We start from the raw sequence: 17,763 nt of genomic DNA, 5'->3' as shown, positions 1-17,763 counted from the left end.
CAAAATCAGCGTAAAGAGAGGGTTTCCGCGACCGGGCCTAACGCGAGGGCGGGGATAAAGGTCAGGGCACCGACCAGCAGCACGGTGCCAATCAGCAGGCCGATAAACAGCGCGCCGTGTGTCGGTAGCGTACCGGTGGTGGTCGGTTGGATTTTTTTACTCACCAGCGCTCCCGCGATCGCCATTACTGGCACAATCACGCCGAAACGCCCCACGAACATGCAAAACGCCAGCAGACAGTTCCAGAACGGTGAATTAGCGCTTAAGCCTGCAAAGGCGCTGCCGTTGTTGTTGGCGGCAGACGAGACGGCGTAAAGCACTTCGCTGAAACCGTGAATGCCTGGGTTAAAGATGCCGCTGCGTCCGGCGTCGGTCATCAGCGCCAGCGCGGTGCCGAGCAGCACGAGAGCCGGGGTGACCAGAATGGCCAGGGCGGTTAATTTCATCTCGCGGACGTCGATTTTTTTCCCCAGGTATTCTGGAGTACGGCCAATCATTAAACCGGCGATGAATACGGCGAGCAGAACGAACAGCAGCATGCCGTACAGCCCGGAGCCGACGCCGCCAAAGACCACTTCGCCAATTTGCATTAGCCACATTGGGATCATGCCGCCGAGCGCGGTAAAGGAGTCGTGCATGGCGTTAACCGCCCCGCACGACGCCGCCGTGGTGACCACCGCATACAGGCTGCTGGCGAGAATGCCAAAGCGGCTCTCTTTGCCTTCCATATTGATATTGCTGTTGGCACCTAACTGCATAAAGTGGCTGTTACCGTTCCATTCGGCCCACATCACCAGCGCCACGCAAATCACGAAGATGAGCGACATTGCCCACAGCAGGGTGCGCCCCTGACGGCGATCGTTAACCACATCGCCAAAGGCAAAACACAGCGCGGCGGGGATCAGGAAGATCGCCAGCATTTGCACCATGTTGGTCAGCGCCGTTGGGTTTTCAAAGGGATGCGATGAGTTGGCGTTGAAGAACCCGCCGCCGTTAGTGCCAAGCATTTTAATCGCTTCCTGCGAGGCCACTGGCCCCATCGGCAGGAGTTCTTTTGCCCCTTCCAGTGAGGTGTATGGGGCATAAGGCAGCACGTTTTGCAGGGAACCTTGCTGGATGAAGAACAGCGCAATCAACAGTGACACAGGCACCAGAACCCACAGGGTTATGCGCGTCAGATCGACCCAGGCGTTGCCCAACGTGCCAATATTCTGACGGGCAAATGCACGCGCCAGGGCGAAGATCACCGCTATCCCGCTTGCCGCAGAAAGAAAGTTTTGTACGGTTAAGCCAGCCATCTGACTGAAATAGCTGAGTGTGGTTTCACCGGCATAAGATTGCCAGTTCGTATTGGTCACAAAGCTTACCGCTGTGTTCAGCGCCAGATGCCAGGACAGGCCCGGCAACTGCTGCGGGTTAAGCGGCAGGCTACCCTGCAGCATCAGCATGGCGAAGAGAACAACCAGCCCGACGATGTTTAGCAGCAAAATGGCCATCAGATACTGACGCCAGTTCATCTCCCGATCGTCTATTCCCAGTACGCGCCAAATCCCTTTTTCAACGCCTCCCGTGCCGGGCAAGGGGACGTTGTTGATCAGCCGCGCCAGTCCTGTCCCCAATGGCCTTGCCAGTACGAACAACACCAGTAAAAAGCTCGCAATAAGCAAAAACGCCTGAGCAGCCATCAGAAGGCCTCCGCATTAATCAGGGCATAGACCAGATAACCCAATAACAGGAACACCAGCACGATGCCGGCAATCAAACCTGCACTCACAATCCACCTCCGGGTGACTTTTGTTGTTGTGCTAACGGTAGGATTTCTGGCGCAAAGATTTCGCAAAAATGGGGAGGGTGGGTGTAAAAAAAGTATAAAAATGGCAAAGCCCACAATTTAACTATTGATAAGTAAATCGTTAACTTTTTTGTAACTTAATTACGGTCTGAATGTAAATAATCACTAAATGGATAAAAATAAGTGGTCGGATGAGTAGTAAAATTACAAACAAAGCGATATTATTTTAGCCAGGTCACAGATATTGAATTTTCCGGATGACGTTTCCGGCCAACTATAGGGGAGAAAAATATGGATCTTTATAAAGAGTTTCCGGCTCATATCATTTTCATGCGTCGCACTTTCGCCGTAGTGGCTGGCGTGCTGGCACTGCCGGTGATGCTGTTCTGGAAAGATCGTGCACGTTTTTACAGCTATCTGCACCGCGTCTGGGCGAAAACCAGCGAGAAGCCGGTGTGGATGGATCAGGCCGAGAAAGCGACCTGCGATTTCTACTGATACTAAGACTACACACAGCAATAAAAAAACCGCCTACAGCAACGTGGCGGTTTTTTTGTCCCTTGGGATTCGCGGTCCGTTGGGTGGTTTCAAGCTCTCGTCAGAGGCTTACAAGAATATCTCGGGTCCTTAAGTAATCAAACTGCAACTCCCTAAATATATTCTTAAAAACCTTTTCGGTGGATTACGTTTTACGCCAGGGCCAACTACTATGCAGCGTCCCTTTCCGCCATCTCGCACATGGGCGCCGGTCCCGGGAAAGGCGTGACCACAACCGTAAGTCAGGCTCTCGTCAGAGCTTGTGTCCACCGACTTATCACCGGTGGTGAACGGTGGAGCGGTTAGCAACAGGGACCGCATAATGAAACGCTATTTTTGCATCGCGTTCATTGTCGCCAGCGTGCTCGTTGTAAAGAGCGATGAACCGAATGTGTTTATCGCTTTATCCACGATAGCGCAGGACAAGTAGCGTTAAGGCCGCCTCGGGCGGCCTTTTTTATTTCATCCCGTCTACACTTCATGGCAAAGTAGTTCAATGCATGCTTTTTCCTTTTATGGCATGCCCTTACGGACATAATGGACAATTGCCTGGAGTTTTATGCCCACCCATCTGGTTTGGTTTCGCGCGGACCTGCGCGTACATGACAACATCGCCCTTGCGGCGGCCTGCCGCGCCAAAGACGCTAACGTACTGGCTCTGTTTATGGCTACGCCCGAGCAGTGGCGGCAGCACGATATGGCTCCCCGACAGGCGGCCTTGCTCCGGGCGTATCTGAACGATCTCCAGCACTCGCTTGCCGGAAAAGGCATACCGCTTCTCTATAAAGAGGTACGTGATTTTGCCGCCCAGCTCCAGACGCTGCAGGAGACCTGTAAGCAGCACGCCGTCACGCATCTTTTTTATAACTACCAGTATGAATTCAACGAGCAGCAGCGGGATCGTCAGCTTGAGAACGTGCTGGAAGGGGTCGTCTGCGAAGGGTTTGACGACAGCGTGATGCTGGCACCGGGCAGCGTGATGACCGGCAGCCACGAGATGTATAAAGTTTTTACGCCGTTTAAAAACGCCTTTATCAAGCGTCTGAAAGAGGCGCTGCCGGAGTGCGTTGCTGCGCCTGCCGTGAGGGGCGAAGCCATAAAGGACCTGCCTGAACTGACGTTCGATTATCCTCAGGAACCGTTTGATAAAACGCTGTTCCCCGCCGATGAGAAAGCGGTCATCGCTCAACTCCGCCAGTTCTGCAAACAGGACGCAGCCTGTTACGACGCGCGGCGGGATTTTCCCGCCATTGAGGGTACCAGCCGCCTGTCGGCCTCTTTAGCGTTGGGCGCGATCTCTCCTCGTCAGTGTTTACACCGTCTGCTGGCGGAGCAGCCGCAGGCGCTGGAAGGGGGAGCCGGTTCTGTCTGGCTTAACGAACTTATCTGGCGTGAGTTCTACCGCCATCTGATGACGTATCATCCCGAACTCTGTAAGCATCGCCCGTTCATTCCCTGGACCGACAACGTAAAATGGCAGCACGATGAGGCACTTTTACAGGCCTGGCAAACAGGGCAGACGGGCTATCCGATAGTCGATGCCGCGATGCGTCAGCTCAATGAGACGGGGTGGATGCACAACCGCCTGCGAATGATTACCGCCAGCTTTCTGGTAAAGGATCTGCTTATCGACTGGCGTATCGGAGAGCGCTATTTTATCTCTCAGCTGATCGATGGCGATCTCGCCGCGAATAACGGCGGCTGGCAGTGGGCGGCCTCTACGGGCACCGATGCAGCTCCCTATTTCCGGATTTTTAATCCAACCACTCAGGGACAAAAATTTGATGCGGACGGCGAGTTTATCTGCCGCTGGGTCCCTGAACTTAAAGAGATACCGGCTAAAGCGATCCACGAACCGTGGGCATGGGCGGATAAACAGCGTGTAAAACTGAATTATCCCCGTCCGATTGTCGACCATAAACAGGCGCGCGTCGCCACGCTGGCAGCGTACGAAGCGGCCCGCAAAGCATAAGAGAGTAATGATGAAAAATAGCGAACTGGAAAGCCTGATTAACGAAAAACTGAACAGCGCCTCCTTCAGCGACTACGGCCCGAACGGCCTGCAGGTGGAAGGCCGCGAAACGGTGCAGAAAATTATCACCGGCGTGACGGCAAGCCAGGCGCTGCTGGATGAAGCCGTGCGTCAGCAAGCCGATGCGGTCATTGTCCACCACGGTTATTTCTGGAAGAACGAATCCCCCATTATTCGCGGCATGAAGCGCAACCGCCTGAAAACGCTGCTGTCGAATGACATCAACCTGTACGGTTATCACCTGCCGCTGGATGCGCACCCGGAACTGGGGAACAACGTGCAGTTAGCGCAATTGCTGGGTATTACGGTGATGGGGGAAATCGAACCGCTGGTGCCATGGGGAGAACTGGCGATGCCGGTGCCGGGTCTGGAGTTGGCGTCGTGGATCGAAGCGCGCCTCGGACGTCGCCCGCTGTGGTGTGGCGACACGGGGCCAGCTACCGTGAAGCGTGTGGCCTGGTGCACCGGGGGCGGGCAGGGCTTTATCGATAGCGCCGCGCGCTTCGGCGTCGATGCCTTTATCACGGGGGAAGTGTCTGAGCAGACGGTTCACTCCGCCCGCGAGCAGGGGCTTCATTTTTACGCGGCAGGTCACCATGCAACCGAACGCGGCGGCATTCGCGCCCTCAGCGAGTGGCTGACGGAAAATACCGATCTGGATGTGACCTTTATTGATATCCCCAATCCGGCCTGATGAGAGGTGCCCGAGTGCAGAGAGCGCGTTGTTATCTTTTGGGTGAAACCGCCGTCGTACTGGAGCTTGAACCTCCGGTCACGCTTGCCACGCAAAAGCGTATCTGGCGGCTGACGCAGCGTCTGGCCGAGATACCTGAAGTGGTTGAAACCATTCCCGGCATGAACAATATCACCGTCGTGCTGCGCAACCCGCACACGAAAGCACTGGACGCCATCGAACGCCTGCAGCGCTGGTGGGAAGAGAGCGAAGCGCTGGAGCCAGAATCGCGTGCCATTGAGATCCCGGTCGTTTATGGCGGCACGGGGGGGCCAGATCTTGGCGTTGTGGCCGCGCACTGCGGGTTAACGGAAAAGCAGGTGGTTGAGCTGCACAGTTCGGTTGACTACGTGGTCTGGTTCCTGGGGTTTCAGCCCGGCTTCCCGTATCTGGGCGGATTGTCTCCTCAGCTGCATACGCCGCGTCGTGCCGAGCCGCGTTTGAGCGTACCGGCGGGGACGGTGGCTATCGGCGGAGAGCAAACTGGCGTCTATCCACTGGCATCGCCCGGCGGCTGGCAGCTTATTGGGCACACGGCTACGCCGTTATTTGAACCCGGGCTGGAGACGCCAATACTCCTGCGTCCCGGCGATACCCTTCGCTTTATCCCGCAGAAGGAGGGGGTATGTTAACGCTTATTCGCGCAGGGCTTTACACCTCTGTGCAGGATGCGGGCCGCTTTGGCATGCGTCAGTCCGGCGTGAGCTATTGTGGCGCGCTGGACAGGCCTGCGCTTGAGATTGCTAACGTGCTGGTGGGCAACCCCGGCAGTACGGCCGCGCTCGAAATTACGCTCGGCCAGTGTGTGGTTGAGTTTGGTCAGGAGACCTGGTTTGCCTTAACCGGCGCAGGCTGTGAGGCCACGCTGGATGGTAAAGCAGTGTGGACCGGCTGGCGGCTGCGGGCGAAAGCCGGACAGCGTCTGACGCTCAAGCGTCCGCTACACGGTGTGCGTAGCTATCTCGCGGTGGCTGGCGGCATTGACGTGCCGGAGGTGCTGGGCTCATCCAGTACCGATCAGAAGGCGGGCATCGGCGGGCATGAAGGGCGTCTGCTGCGCGACGGCGATCGTCTGGCAATCAAGCCCTCCGCGCACCGTTTCTCCACCACGCAGGGCGTCAAACAGCTGCTGTGGGGAAACCAGATCCGCGCCTTACCGGGGCCGGAATATCACGAGTTTGACGAGGCTTCCAAAGAGTCCTTCTGGCGCTCGCCTTGGAAGCTCAGCCCGCAGAGTAACCGTATGGGCTACCGCCTGCAGGGGCAGCCGCTGACCCGCACGACGGACCGAGAACTGCTCTCCCACGGGTTATTGCCGGGGGTCATTCAGGTGCCGGGCAACGGTCAGCCCATCGTGTTAATGAACGATGCGCAAACCACGGGAGGATACCCGCGGATTGCCTGCATTATCGAAGCGGATCGCTACCATCTGGCGCAAATTCCTCTCGGCCAGCCGATTCACTTCGTGCAGTGTTCGCTGGAAGAGGCGCTTAAGGCGCGGCAGGATCAGCAGCGTTATCTCGAACAGCTGGCGTGGAGGCTTGATGGTAAAGATTGATTTGAATGCCGATCTGGGCGAGGGCGGAAGCGCAGATGCTCAACTCATGATGCTGGTCTCCTCGGTCAATATCGCCTGTGGCTTTCACGCGGGCGATGCGCAAACCATGCTGGAGAGCGTGCGTAATGCCATCAAAAACGGCGTCGCGATTGGCGCTCATCCGAGCTTCCCTGACCGGGAAAACTTTGGCCGCACGGCGATGGATCTGCCGCCGGAGACGGTCTACGCTCAGGTGCTCTACCAGATCGGCGCGCTGGAGGCGATGGTGCGCGCTGAGAACGGTATCATGCGCCACGTGAAGCCGCACGGCATGCTCTACAACCAGGCGGCGAAAGATCCGGCGCTGGCGGACGCTATTGCCCGCGCGGTGCGGGACAGTAATCCGCAGCTTATCCTTGTAGGTCTGGCCGGTAGCGAGCTGATTCGGGCCGGAAAGCGGCTGGGGCTGACGACGCGTCAGGAAGTCTTTGCCGACCGCGGCTATCAGCCCGATGGCAGCCTGGTCCCGCGTACGCAGGCCGGTGCGTTGATTACCGACGAAGCTAAAGCGCTGGCGCAGACGCTGGAGATGGTGCGCGCCGGGCGGGTGACCACCGTGGACGGAACACCGGCAAACGTTCAGGCCGATACGGTGTGTTTACACGGCGACGGCGAGCATGCGCTCCAGTTCGCGCGCCGCTTGCGGGCGGCGTTCTCTGAAGAGGGCATTCTGGTCAGCGCAGACTAATCATGAAAGGACAATAATATGCCAGAAGGTCCGGAGATCCGCCGCGCGGCGGATAGCCTGGAGGCGGCGATAAAGGGCAAACCGTTGACGCACGTGTGGTTTGCTTTTCCTCAGCTCAAGCCGTATGAATCACAGCTGGTGGGGCAGACGGTGACCCAAATTGAAACCCGCGGCAAGGCCTTGCTTACGCACTTTTCCCATAACCTGACGTTATATAGCCATAACCAGCTGTACGGCGTCTGGCGAGTGGTGGAGGCGGACGAGCAGCCGCAAACCACCCGCGTACTGCGCGTCAGGCTGCAAACGGCCGATAAGGCGATCCTGCTTTACAGCGCGTCGGAGATCGAAATGTTAACGCCGGAGCAGCTGCTGACGCACCCGTTTCTGCAGCGGGTCGGACCGGACGTGCTGGACATGCGCCTGACGGCGAGCGATGTTAAAACCCGCTTGTTATCCCCCAAATTCCGCAACCGGCAATTTTCTGGGTTATTGCTCGATCAGGCGTTCCTGGCAGGGTTAGGTAACTATCTGCGGGTGGAAATTCTGTGGGAAGTGGGGCTGGCACCGCAGCATAAAGCGTCTCAGCTGAATGATGAACAGCTGGAGGCGTTATCCCACGCGCTGCTGGATATTCCGCGGCTGTCGTACAACACGCGCGGCGTGGTGGATGAGAACAAGCATCACGGGGCGCTGTTCCGGTTCAAGGTGTTTCACCGGGCGGGAAAGAAATGCGAAAGGTGCGGCGGGATTATCGACAGGATTATGCTCTCTTCGAGACCCTTTTACTGGTGCCCGCACTGCCAGAAATAAAAAAGCCGGGTGGCGGCTACGCCTTACCCGGCCTACGTTTCGCACTTGTAGGCCCGGTAAGCGTTAGCGCCACCGGGCTTAACTTTTAGCGCTTCAGGTCAGACTTAAAATCACGCTGCTCGTAGCCGGTATACAGCTGACGAGGACGGGCGATTTTCATGCCTTCGCTGTGCATTTCGTTCCAGTGCGCAATCCAGCCTACGGTACGGGCCATGGCGAAGATCACGGTGAACATGGAAGACGGAATGCCCATCGCTTTCAGAATAATGCCAGAGTAGAAATCGACGTTCGGGTAGAGTTTCTTCTCAATGAAGTACGGGTCGTTCAGCGCGATGTGTTCCAGCTCCATCGCCACTTCCAGCAGGTCATCTTTGGTACCCAGCTCTTTCAGCACTTCGTGGCAGGTCTCACGCATGACGGTCGCGCGCGGGTCGTAGTTTTTGTAAACACGGTGACCGAAGCCCATCAGGCGGAAGGAGTCATTCTTGTCTTTCGCGCGACGCACGAACTCAGGAATGTGCTCAACGGTGCTGATCTCTTCCAGCATCTTCAGCGCCGCTTCGTTCGCGCCGCCGTGCGCCGGTCCCCACAGGGAGGCGATACCCGCAGCGATACAGGCGAACGGGTTCGCGCCTGAAGAGCCCGCGGTACGGACGGTAGAGGTAGAGGCGTTCTGTTCGTGGTCAGCGTGCAGGATCAGAATACGGTCCATCGCGCGCTCCAGCACCGGGTTCACTTCGTACTCTTCGCACGGCGTGGAGAACATCATGCGCAGGAAGTTACCCGCGTAGGAGAGGTCGTTGCGTGGATACACAAACGGCTGGCCGATAGAGTATTTGTAACACATCGCCGCCATGGTAGGCATTTTGGACAGCAGGCGGAACGCCGCGATATCGCGGTGACGCGGGTTATTCACGTCCAGAGAATCGTGGTAGAACGCCGCCAGCGCACCGGTAATCCCGCACATCACCGCCATCGGGTGAGAGTCACGACGGAAAGCATGGAACAGACGGGTAATCTGCTCATGGATCATGGTATGACGGGTCACGGTGGTTTTGAATTCATCGTACTGCGCCTGCGTCGGTTTTTCGCCGTTCAGCAGGATGTAGCACACTTCCAGATAGTTGGATTCGGTGGCTAACTGATCGATGGGGAAGCCGCGATGGAGCAGGATACCTTCGTCACCGTCAATGTAGGTGATTTTGGATTCGCAAGATGCGGTAGAGGTAAATCCAGGGTCAAAGGTGAAAACTCCTTTGGAACCCAGCGTACGGATATCAATAACATCCTGACCGAGCGTGCCTTTTAGCACATCCAGTTCAATAGCAGTGTCACCACCCAGGGTGAGCTTTGCCTTTGTATCAGCCATTTACGGTCTCCTTAGCGCCTTATGCTTAAGACTGCGCTTTACCGGATTTGCTTTCAGCTGTTAATCACCGTTACCAGATTGTTATTTGGCTTACCGCTCAGCTCACGAGGACAAACCAGGGTACAGAGCTATGGCGCCTTGCAGGTAAACGAATGAAATATCAGTGAAACAACAGCAAATCAGCGTTTTTGCAGTCCGAATTATTCAAACCTGTATATCACTAATAACTGTCCTGATAACTTCGGTCAATACCATCACACTGTTACATAACTATTTGTCAGGTGAAAGAGAGACCTCATAACTTTTGCGCATTATATGCCTTTTCTGATGACGTTTGTAACAATATTGTTTAACATTTGTCAAATCAGATGATTAAAAATTAAAAAGATGTTGTTATCGTGACCCTGATCACTGTTCCAGAGAAAACCCGACAAACTGTATGTAGGTTAATTGTAATGATTTTGTGAACGGCCTATACTGCCGCCAGGTCTCCGGAACACCCTGCAATCCCGAGCCACCCAGCGTTGTAACGTGTCGTTTTAGCATTTGGAAGCAATGTTTTGCATGACGCGCAGTTATAGAAAAGGAACGCTGCTTGACCCGCATCGCAGTCCGGAGGAAGGAAACAATAAGAACAGCATGTGGGCGTTATTCATGATAAGAAATGTGAAAAAACAAAGACCTGTCAATCTGGATCTCAAAACGATCCGATTCCCTGTAACAGCAATAGCGTCCATTTTGCACCGCGTCTCCGGTGTGATTACGTTTGTGGCGGTCGGTATTTTGCTGTGGTTACTGGGAACCAGTCTCTCCTCTCCTGAAGGGTTCCTCCAGGCCTCTGCCATTATGAACAGCTTCTTCGTGAAATTTATCATGTGGGGCATTCTGACCGCGCTGGCGTACCACGTGGTGGTGGGCGTTCGCCATATGCTGATGGACTTTGGCTACCTGGAAGAGACTTTCGAAGCCGGGAAACGCTCCGCTAACATTTCATTTGTGATCACTGTCGTGCTTTCACTTCTCGCAGGAGTTCTCGTATGGTAAGCAACGCCTCCGCATTAGGACGCAACGGCGTACATGACTTCATCCTGGTCCGTGCTACCGCCATCGTTCTCACCCTTTACATCATCTATATGATCGGTTTCTTCGCGACCAGCGGCACGCTGACGTGGGAAATCTGGAGCGGGTTCTTCGGATCTGCCTTCACCAAAGTCTTCACCCTGCTGGCGCTGTTCTCGATTCTTATTCATGCCTGGATCGGCATGTGGCAGGTGTTGACCGATTACGTTAAACCGCTGGCGATTCGCCTTCCTCTGCAGCTGGCTATCGTTGTTGCCCTGGTGGTTTACGTTATTTATGGATTCGTTGTGGTGTGGGGTGTGTAATGAAACTGCCAGTCAGAGAATTTGATGCTGTAGTGATTGGTGCGGGTGGCGCAGGTATGCGTGCCGCACTGCAAATTTCCCAGAGCGGCCAGACCTGTGCGCTGCTCTCTAAAGTGTTCCCAACCCGTTCGCACACCGTGTCTGCCCAGGGCGGTATCACCGTTGCGCTGGGTAACTCCCATGAAGACAACTGGGAATGGCACATGTACGACACGGTAAAAGGTTCCGATTACATCGGCGACCAGGATGCCATCGAATATATGTGTAAAACCGGCCCGGAAGCGATTCTGGAGCTGGACCATATGGGTCTGCCGTTCTCCCGTCTGGAAAATGGCACCATCTATCAGCGTCCGTTTGGCGGCCAGTCGAAAGATTTCGGCGGCGAGCAGGCGGCACGTACTGCGGCAGCGGCCGACCGTACCGGTCACGCGCTGCTGCACACCCTGTATCAGCAGAACCTGAAAAACCACACCACCATCTTCTCCGAGTGGTATGCGCTGGATCTGGTGAAAAACGCCGATGGCGCAATTGTTGGCTGTACCGCGCTGTGCATCGAAACCGGTGAAGTGGTTTACTTCAAAGCCCGCGCTACCGTGCTGGCGACCGGCGGCGCAGGCCGTATCTATCAGTCAACCACCAACGCCCACATTAACACCGGTGACGGTGTCGGTATGGCTATCCGCGCGGGCGTGCCGGTGCAGGATATGGAAATGTGGCAGTTCCACCCAACCGGTATCGCCGGCGCGGGCGTTCTGGTAACGGAAGGCTGCCGCGGTGAAGGTGGTTACCTGCTGAACAAACACGGCGAGCGCTTCATGGAGCGTTATGCCCCGAATGCGAAAGACCTGGCGGGTCGTGACGTGGTGGCGCGTTCCATTATGATCGAAATCCGTGAAGGCCGCGGCTGTGACGGCCCATGGGGTCCACACGCGAAGCTGAAGCTCGACCATCTGGGTAAAGAGGTTCTGGAATCCCGTCTGCCGGGTATCCTGGAACTGTCCCGCACCTTCGCTCACGTCGACCCGGTGAAAGAGCCGATTCCGGTTATCCCAACCTGCCACTACATGATGGGCGGTATTCCGACCAAAGTGACCGGTCAGGCGCTGACCGTGAACGAGCAGGGCGAAGACGTGGTTATTCCTGGCCTGTTCGCGGTGGGCGAAATTGCCTGCGTATCCGTACACGGCGCAAACCGTCTGGGCGGCAACTCGCTGCTGGACCTGGTCGTGTTTGGTCGCGCGGTGGGCCTGCATCTGCAGGAGTCCATTGCCGAGCAGGGCGCGCTGCGTGACGCGACCGACGACGAAATTGATGCCTCTCTTGCGCGCCTCAACCGCTGGAACGGCAACCGTAACGGCGAAGATCCGGTGGAAATCCGCAAAGCGCTGCAGGAATGCATGCAGCATAACTTCTCGGTATTCCGCGAAGGTGATGCGATGGCCAAAGGGCTTGAACAGCTGAAAGCGATCCGCGAGCGTCTGAAAAATGCCCGTCTGGACGATACCTCAAGCGAGTTCAACACCCAGCGCGTAGAGTGCCTGGAGCTGGATAACCTGATGGAAACCGCTTACGCCACTGCGGTGTCGGCAAACTTCCGTACCGAAAGCCGTGGCGCGCATAGCCGCTTCGACTTCCCGGATCGTGATGACGAAAACTGGCTGTGCCATTCCCTGTATCTGCCAGAGTCGGAATCCATGACGCGTCGTAGCGTCAATATGGAACCGAAACTGCGTCCGGCGTTCCCGCCGAAGATTCGTACTTATTAATGCGGAGACAGGATAATGAAGCTCGAATTCTCAGTTTATCGTTATAACCCGGATGTAGACGACGCGCCGCGTATGCAGGATTACACCCTGGAAGCGGAAGAAGGTCGCGACATGATGCTGCTGGATGCCTTAATGCAGCTGAAAGAAAAAGATCCAACCCTGTCGTTCCGCCGCTCCTGCCGTGAAGGGGTCTGTGGCTCTGACGGTGTGAACATGAACGGCAAAAATGGTCTGGCCTGCATCACGCCAATTTCAGCGCTGCAGCGTCCTGGTCAGAAAATTGTTATCCGTCCTCTGCCAGGCCTGCCGGTCGTGCGTGATTTGGTGGTAGACATGGGGCAATTCTATGCACAATATGAGAAGATTAAGCCTTACTTATTGAATAATGGGCAAAATCCACCCGCTCGCGAGCACTTACAGTCTCCTGAGCAGCGTGAAAAACTCGACGGCTTGTACGAGTGTATTCTCTGCGCATGTTGCTCAACGTCCTGCCCGTCGTTCTGGTGGAACCCGGACAAGTTTATCGGCCCGGCCGGTCTGCTGGCTGCCTATCGCTTCCTGATCGATAGCCGCGACACCGAAACCGATAGCCGTCTGGAAGGACTGAGTGATGCTTTCAGCGTATTCCGCTGCCATAGCATCATGAACTGCGTCAGTGTATGTCCGAAGGGGCTGAACCCGACGCGCGCCATCGGCCATATTAAGTCGATGTTGTTGCAGCGCAGTGCGTAAGTAGTGAGAGGGGAGCGCTGTTCCCCTCACCCTAACCCTCTCCCAAAGGGAGAGGGAACAGATTGCAGAAACCTTTAAAAACTGCCCTGAAGTTTAGACAGTTTCTAAAGGTTCCTTCGCGGGCCAAATGAAAAGAGCTCGCAGGTGAACCCCGGCACGTACACCTGGTGTGCGTGGTAGTTTCTACGGCGAAAGTAAGCATAAAAATGCTTAAGGGATCACGATGCAGAACGGCGCAATGAAAGCCTGGCTGGACTCTTCTTTCCTTTCTGGTGCGAACCAGAGCTGGATTGAACAGCTCTATGAAGACTTCTTAACCGATCCTGACTCAGTGGACGCAAACTGGCGTTCCATGTTCCAGGAGTTGCCTGGCACGGGAGTCAAACCGGATCAATTCCACTCCAAAACACGTGATTATTTCCGCCGTCTGGCGAAGGATGCCTCACGTTACTCTTCTGCGATTTCCGACCCTGACACCAATGCGAAGCAGGTTAAAGTCCTGCAGCTCATCAACGCTTATCGCTTCCGCGGTCACCAGCATGCGAATCTCGATCCGCTGGGACTGTGGCAGCAGGAACGTGTGGCCGATCTCGATCCGGCGTATCACGATCTGACCGAGGCCGATTTCCAGGAAAGCTTTAACGTAGGTTCCTTTGCCATCGGCAAAGACACGATGAAGCTGGGCGAACTGATTAACGCGCTCAAGCAAACCTACTGCGGCTCCATCGGCGCGGAATACATGCACATCACCTCTACCGAAGAGAAACGCTGGATCCAGCAGCGTATCGAATCCGTGGCGGGCCACGCGACCTTCTCGGCTGACGAGAAAAAACGTTTCCTCAGCGAGCTGACTGCAGCAGAAGGCCTTGAGCGCTATCTGGGCGCGAAATTCCCGGGTGCAAAACGCTTCTCGCTGGAAGGTGGCGATGCGTTAGTACCCATGCTGAAAGAGCTGATTCGCCACGCAGGCAACAGCGGTACCCGTGAAGTGGTGCTGGGCATGGCGCACCGCGGTCGTCTGAACGTGCTGGTCAACGTGCTGGGTAAAAAACCACAGGACCTGTTCGATGAATTCGCGGGCAAACACAAAGAACACCTCGGCACCGGCGACGTGAAGTACCACATGGGCTTCTCGTCTGATATCGAAACCGAAGGCGGTCTGGTTCACCTGGCGCTGGCGTTTAACCCGTCACACCTGGAAATCGTTAGCCCGGTGGTTATCGGTTCCGTGCGTGCGCGTCTGGATCGTCTGGACGAGCCGAGCAGCAACAAAGTGCTGCCAATCACCATCCACGGTGATGCGGCGGTTACAGGGCAGGGCGTGGTGCAGGAAACCCTGAACATGTCGAAAGCGCGTGGTTACGAAGTGGGCGGTACCGTTCGCATCGTGATCAACAACCAGGTGGGCTTCACCACCTCTAACCCGCTGGATGCGCGTTCTACCCCGTACTGCACCGACATCGGTAAGATGGTTCAGGCGCCGATCTTCCACGTTAACGCGGATGACCCGGAAGCGGTTGCTTTCGTTACCCGTCTGGCGCTGGACTTCCGTAACACCTTCAAACGCGATGTGTTCATTGACCTCTTCTGCTACCGCCGTCACGGCCACAACGAAGCGGATGAGCCAAGTGCAACCCAGCCGCTGATGTACCAGAAAATCAAAAAACACCCAACTCCGCGCAAAATCTATGCTGACAAGCTGGAAGCGGACAAAGTGGCGACACTGGAAGATGCGACCGAGATGGTCAACCTCTACCGCGACGCGCTGGATGCGGGTGAATGCGTAGTGAAAGAGCTGCGCCCAATGAACATGCACTCCTTTACCTGGTCGCCGTACCTCAACCACGAATGGGATGAGAGCTACCCGAACAAGGTGGAGATGAAGCGCCTGCAGGAGCTGGCTAAACGCATTAGCACCGTACCGGACGCTATCGAGATGCAGTCTCGCGTAGCGAAAATCTACGGTGACCGTCAGGCCATGGCGGCAGGCGAGAAGCTGTTCGACTGGGGCGGCGCCGAAACCCTGGCCTATGCGACCCTGGTTGACGAAGGCATTCCTGTTCGTCTGTCCGGTGAAGATGCGGGCCGTGGGACCTTCTTCCACCGTCACGCGGTGGTTCACAACCAGTCCAACGGTTCAACCTACACCCCGCTGCAGCACGTGCACAACGGTCAGGGCCAGTTCAAGGTCTGGGACTCCGTGCTGTCTGAAGAAGCGGTACTGGCCTTCGAATACGGCTACGCCACCGCGGAACCACGCACCCTGACCATCTGGGAAGCGCAGTTTGGTGACTTCGCCAACGGCGCGCAGGTGGTTATCGACCAGTTCATCTCCTCCGGCGAGCAGAAATGGGGCCGTATGTGTGGCCTGGTGATGCTGCTGCCGCACGGTTATGAAGGCCAGGGGCCGGAGCACTCCTCCGCGCGTCTGGAACGTTATCTGCAGCTCTGCGCCGAGCAGAACATGCAGGTCTGCGTGCCGTCCACTCCGGCTCAGGTGTACCACATGCTGCGTCGTCAGGCGCTGCGCGGTATGCGCCGTCCGCTGGTGGTGATGTCGCCGAAATCTCTGCTGCGTCATCCGCTGGCGGTGTCCAGCCTGGAAGAGCTGGCTAACGGTACCTTCCTGCCGGCCATCGGCGAGATTGACGAGCTGGATCCGCAGGGCGTGAAGCGCGTGGTGATGTGTTCTGGTAAGGTTTATTACGACCTGCTGGAACAGCGCCGTAAGAACGATCAGAAAGATGTCGCCATCGTGCGTATCGAACAGCTTTATCCGTTCCCGCATCAGGCGATGCAGGAAGTGCTGAAACAATATGCTCACGTACATGATTTTGTCTGGTGCCAGGAAGAGCCGCTCAACCAGGGCGCATGGTACTGCAGCCAGCATCATTTCCGTGAAGTGATTCCATTTGGGTCTGCTCTGCGTTATGCAGGTCGCCCGGCCTCCGCCTCTCCGGCGGTAGGGTATATGTCCGTTCACCAGAAGCAGCAACAAGATCTGGTCAATGACGCGCTGAACGTCGATTAATTAAAGGATACATAATGAGTAGCGTAGATATTCTTGTTCCCGACCTGCCTGAATCCGTAGCAGATGCGACCGTCGCCACCTGGCACAAAAAACCGGGCGATGCCGTTAAGCGCGATGAAGTGCTGGTAGAAATCGAAACTGACAAAGTGGTACTGGAAGTACCGGCTTCGGCGGATGGCGTTCTGGACGCGGTGCTGGAAGATGAAGGTACCACCGTCACCTCTCGTCAGATCCTGGGTCGCCTGCGTGAAGGCAACAGCGCGGGCAAAGAGTCCAGCGCGAAATCTGAAGAGAAAGCCTCTACGCCAGCGCAGCGCCAGCAGGCGTCTCTGGAAGAACAGTCTAACGACGCCCTCAGCCCGGCGATCCGTCGCCTGCTGGCTGAACACAGCCTTGACCCGGCAGCCATCAAAGGCACCGGTGTAGGCGGACGTCTGACCCGCGAAGACATCGACAAGCATCTGGCGAAAGCGCCTGCACAGGCAGAAGCGAAAGCCCCTGCGGCGGCACCAGCAGCGCAGCCTGCGCTGGGCGCCCGCAGCGAAAAACGCGTGCCGATGACTCGCCTGCGTAAGCGCGTGGCCGAGCGTCTGCTGGAAGCGAAAAACTCCACCGCGATGCTGACCACCTTCAACGAAGTAAACATGAAGCCAATCATGGACCTGCGTAAGCAGTACGGTGACGCGTTTGAAAAACGTCACGGTATCCGTCTGGGCTTTATGTCCTTCTACGTGAAGGCGGTGGTTGAAGCGCTGAAACGCTACCCGGAAGTGAATGCGTCCATCGATGGCGATGACGTGGTTTACCACAACTATTTCGACGTCAGCATGGCGGTTTCGACTCCGCGCGGCCTGGTAACGCCGGTTCTGCGTGATGTGGATACCCTGGGTATGGCTGACATCGAGAAAAACATTAAAGAGCTGGCTGTTAAAGGCCGCGACGGCAAGCTGACCGTAGACGATCTGACCGGCGGTAACTTCACCATTACCAACGGCGGCGTATTCGGCTCGCTGATGTCTACCCCGATCATTAACCCGCCGCAGAGCGCAATCCTGGGTATGCATGCCATTAAAGATCGCCCTATGGCGGTAGACGGTAAAGTTGAGATCCTGCCGATGATGTACCTGGCGCTCTCTTACGATCACCGCCTGATCGACGGCCGCGAGTCCGTGGGCTTCCTGGTTGCCATTAAAGAGCTGCTGGAAGATCCAACGCGTCTGCTGCTGGACGTCTAGTCACGATTTAGCATCACCTGCCCCGTGGACCGGCACACGCTGCGCCGGTCTACAGG

Annotated in this window: 16 protein-coding genes; 13 read left to right on the top strand and 3 right to left on the bottom strand. The window is 56.3% G+C overall.

All coding sequences use genetic code 11. The features are described from left to right. Window positions 1-5 precede the first annotated feature (5 nt). On the bottom strand, window positions 6-1,685 hold the full coding sequence (kdpA, locus tag KK102_RS06315) for a potassium-transporting ATPase subunit KdpA (protein ID WP_126544187.1): 1,680 nt from the start codon (window positions 1,683-1,685) through the stop codon (window positions 6-8). Continuing rightward, a complete protein-coding gene (kdpF, locus tag KK102_RS06310) occupies window positions 1,685-1,774 on the bottom strand; it encodes a K(+)-transporting ATPase subunit F (protein ID WP_014069365.1) in 90 nt (29 codons plus the stop codon). The genes kdpA and kdpF overlap by 1 nt, the downstream gene beginning before the upstream one ends. A gap of 309 nt (window positions 1,775-2,083) precedes the next feature. Here kdpF and KK102_RS06305 point away from each other — a divergent pair, with 309 nt between their 5' ends. From KK102_RS06305 to nei, 7 genes are all read left to right on the top strand, one after another. Next, the gene (locus tag KK102_RS06305) at window positions 2,084-2,290 is read left to right on the top strand and encodes a YbfA family protein (RefSeq protein ID WP_003858637.1); all 207 of its coding nucleotides are present in this window, start codon (window positions 2,084-2,086) and stop codon (window positions 2,288-2,290) included. Window positions 2,291-2,888: 598 nt separating this feature from the next. Continuing rightward, on the top strand, window positions 2,889-4,301 hold the full coding sequence (gene phrB, locus KK102_RS06300) for a deoxyribodipyrimidine photo-lyase (RefSeq protein WP_126544188.1): 1,413 nt from the start codon (window positions 2,889-2,891) through the stop codon (window positions 4,299-4,301). A 10-nt stretch (window positions 4,302-4,311) separates the two neighbouring features. Beyond that, entirely contained in the window at window positions 4,312-5,055 is a 744-nt protein-coding gene (locus KK102_RS06295) for a type 2 GTP cyclohydrolase I (protein WP_126544236.1), read from the top strand. A gap of 14 nt (window positions 5,056-5,069) precedes the next feature. Further along, on the top strand, window positions 5,070-5,726 hold the full coding sequence (gene pxpB / locus KK102_RS06290; RefSeq protein WP_126544189.1) for a 5-oxoprolinase subunit PxpB: 657 nt from the start codon (window positions 5,070-5,072) through the stop codon (window positions 5,724-5,726). After that, window positions 5,720-6,652: a 5-oxoprolinase subunit PxpC gene (gene pxpC, locus KK102_RS06285; protein ID WP_216357205.1), complete on the top strand. Its 933-nt coding sequence runs from the start codon at window positions 5,720-5,722 to the stop codon at window positions 6,650-6,652. Before pxpB ends, pxpC begins: the two co-directional genes overlap by 7 nt. Continuing rightward, complete coding sequence (gene pxpA / locus KK102_RS06280; protein ID WP_126544191.1) at window positions 6,639-7,379, top strand: 5-oxoprolinase subunit PxpA; 741 nt, start codon at window positions 6,639-6,641, stop codon at window positions 7,377-7,379. The genes pxpC and pxpA overlap by 14 nt, the downstream gene beginning before the upstream one ends. 18 nt (window positions 7,380-7,397) lie before the next feature. Further along, the gene (nei, locus tag KK102_RS06275) at window positions 7,398-8,189 is read left to right on the top strand and encodes an endonuclease VIII (RefSeq protein ID WP_126544192.1); all 792 of its coding nucleotides are present in this window, start codon (window positions 7,398-7,400) and stop codon (window positions 8,187-8,189) included. Between the two features lie 85 nt (window positions 8,190-8,274). Here nei and KK102_RS06270 read toward each other — a convergent pair whose 3' ends face one another. Then, a complete protein-coding gene (locus KK102_RS06270) occupies window positions 8,275-9,558 on the bottom strand; it encodes a citrate synthase (protein WP_100165271.1) in 1,284 nt (427 codons plus the stop codon). Window positions 9,559-10,197: 639 nt separating this feature from the next. Here KK102_RS06270 and sdhC point away from each other — a divergent pair. The 6 genes from sdhC to odhB all read left to right on the top strand — a co-directional run bounded on the left by sdhC (window position 10,198) and on the right by odhB (window position 17,707). Further along, entirely contained in the window at window positions 10,198-10,602 is a 405-nt protein-coding gene (gene sdhC / locus KK102_RS06265; protein ID WP_020684965.1) for a succinate dehydrogenase cytochrome b556 subunit, read from the top strand. After that, a complete protein-coding gene (gene sdhD, locus KK102_RS06260; RefSeq protein ID WP_008501088.1) occupies window positions 10,596-10,943 on the top strand; it encodes a succinate dehydrogenase membrane anchor subunit in 348 nt (115 codons plus the stop codon). Before sdhC ends, sdhD begins: the two co-directional genes overlap by 7 nt. Continuing rightward, window positions 10,943-12,709: a succinate dehydrogenase flavoprotein subunit gene (gene sdhA, locus KK102_RS06255; protein ID WP_100165270.1), complete on the top strand. Its 1,767-nt coding sequence runs from the start codon at window positions 10,943-10,945 to the stop codon at window positions 12,707-12,709. Before sdhD ends, sdhA begins: the two co-directional genes overlap by 1 nt. Window positions 12,710-12,724: 15 nt before the next feature. Next, complete coding sequence (sdhB, locus tag KK102_RS06250; RefSeq protein ID WP_014069376.1) at window positions 12,725-13,441, top strand: succinate dehydrogenase iron-sulfur subunit SdhB; 717 nt, start codon at window positions 12,725-12,727, stop codon at window positions 13,439-13,441. A gap of 223 nt (window positions 13,442-13,664) precedes the next feature. Continuing rightward, complete coding sequence (sucA, locus tag KK102_RS06245; protein WP_126544193.1) at window positions 13,665-16,472, top strand: 2-oxoglutarate dehydrogenase E1 component; 2,808 nt, start codon at window positions 13,665-13,667, stop codon at window positions 16,470-16,472. Between the two features lie 14 nt (window positions 16,473-16,486). Next, window positions 16,487-17,707, top strand: coding sequence for a 2-oxoglutarate dehydrogenase complex dihydrolipoyllysine-residue succinyltransferase (gene odhB, locus KK102_RS06240; protein ID WP_008501093.1), 1,221 nt, complete (start codon window positions 16,487-16,489; stop codon window positions 17,705-17,707). Window positions 17,708-17,763 lie beyond the last annotated feature (56 nt).

Origin of the sequence: Enterobacter quasimori, assembly GCF_018597345.1 — a bacterium.
GTDB classification, from domain to species: Bacteria; Pseudomonadota; Gammaproteobacteria; order Enterobacterales; family Enterobacteriaceae; genus Enterobacter; species Enterobacter mori.
The sequence above is the reverse complement of the archived record's forward strand: the minus strand, read 5'-3'. Positions and strand labels throughout refer to the sequence as shown.

What these genes read in the sequence shown, in the direction of transcription:
- sucA (WP_126544193.1), top strand. Translation starts at nt 13,665, where the DNA reads ATGCAGAACGGCGCAATGAAAGCCTGGCTGGACTCTTCTTTCCTTTCT.
- kdpA (WP_126544187.1), bottom strand. Translation starts at nt 1,685, where the DNA reads ATGGCTGCTCAGGCGTTTTTGCTTATTGCGAGCTTTTTACTGGTGTTG.
- pxpA (WP_126544191.1), top strand. Translation starts at nt 6,639, where the DNA reads ATGGTAAAGATTGATTTGAATGCCGATCTGGGCGAGGGCGGAAGCGCA.
- sdhB (WP_014069376.1), top strand. Translation starts at nt 12,725, where the DNA reads ATGAAGCTCGAATTCTCAGTTTATCGTTATAACCCGGATGTAGACGAC.
- pxpC (WP_216357205.1), top strand. Translation starts at nt 5,720, where the DNA reads ATGTTAACGCTTATTCGCGCAGGGCTTTACACCTCTGTGCAGGATGCG.
- sdhC (WP_020684965.1), top strand. Translation starts at nt 10,198, where the DNA reads ATGTGGGCGTTATTCATGATAAGAAATGTGAAAAAACAAAGACCTGTC.
- KK102_RS06295 (WP_126544236.1), top strand. Translation starts at nt 4,312, where the DNA reads ATGAAAAATAGCGAACTGGAAAGCCTGATTAACGAAAAACTGAACAGC.
- KK102_RS06305 (WP_003858637.1), top strand. Translation starts at nt 2,084, where the DNA reads ATGGATCTTTATAAAGAGTTTCCGGCTCATATCATTTTCATGCGTCGC.
- sdhA (WP_100165270.1), top strand. Translation starts at nt 10,943, where the DNA reads ATGAAACTGCCAGTCAGAGAATTTGATGCTGTAGTGATTGGTGCGGGT.
- phrB (WP_126544188.1), top strand. Translation starts at nt 2,889, where the DNA reads ATGCCCACCCATCTGGTTTGGTTTCGCGCGGACCTGCGCGTACATGAC.
- sdhD (WP_008501088.1), top strand. Translation starts at nt 10,596, where the DNA reads ATGGTAAGCAACGCCTCCGCATTAGGACGCAACGGCGTACATGACTTC.
- KK102_RS06270 (WP_100165271.1), bottom strand. Translation starts at nt 9,558, where the DNA reads ATGGCTGATACAAAGGCAAAGCTCACCCTGGGTGGTGACACTGCTATT.
- odhB (WP_008501093.1), top strand. Translation starts at nt 16,487, where the DNA reads ATGAGTAGCGTAGATATTCTTGTTCCCGACCTGCCTGAATCCGTAGCA.
- nei (WP_126544192.1), top strand. Translation starts at nt 7,398, where the DNA reads ATGCCAGAAGGTCCGGAGATCCGCCGCGCGGCGGATAGCCTGGAGGCG.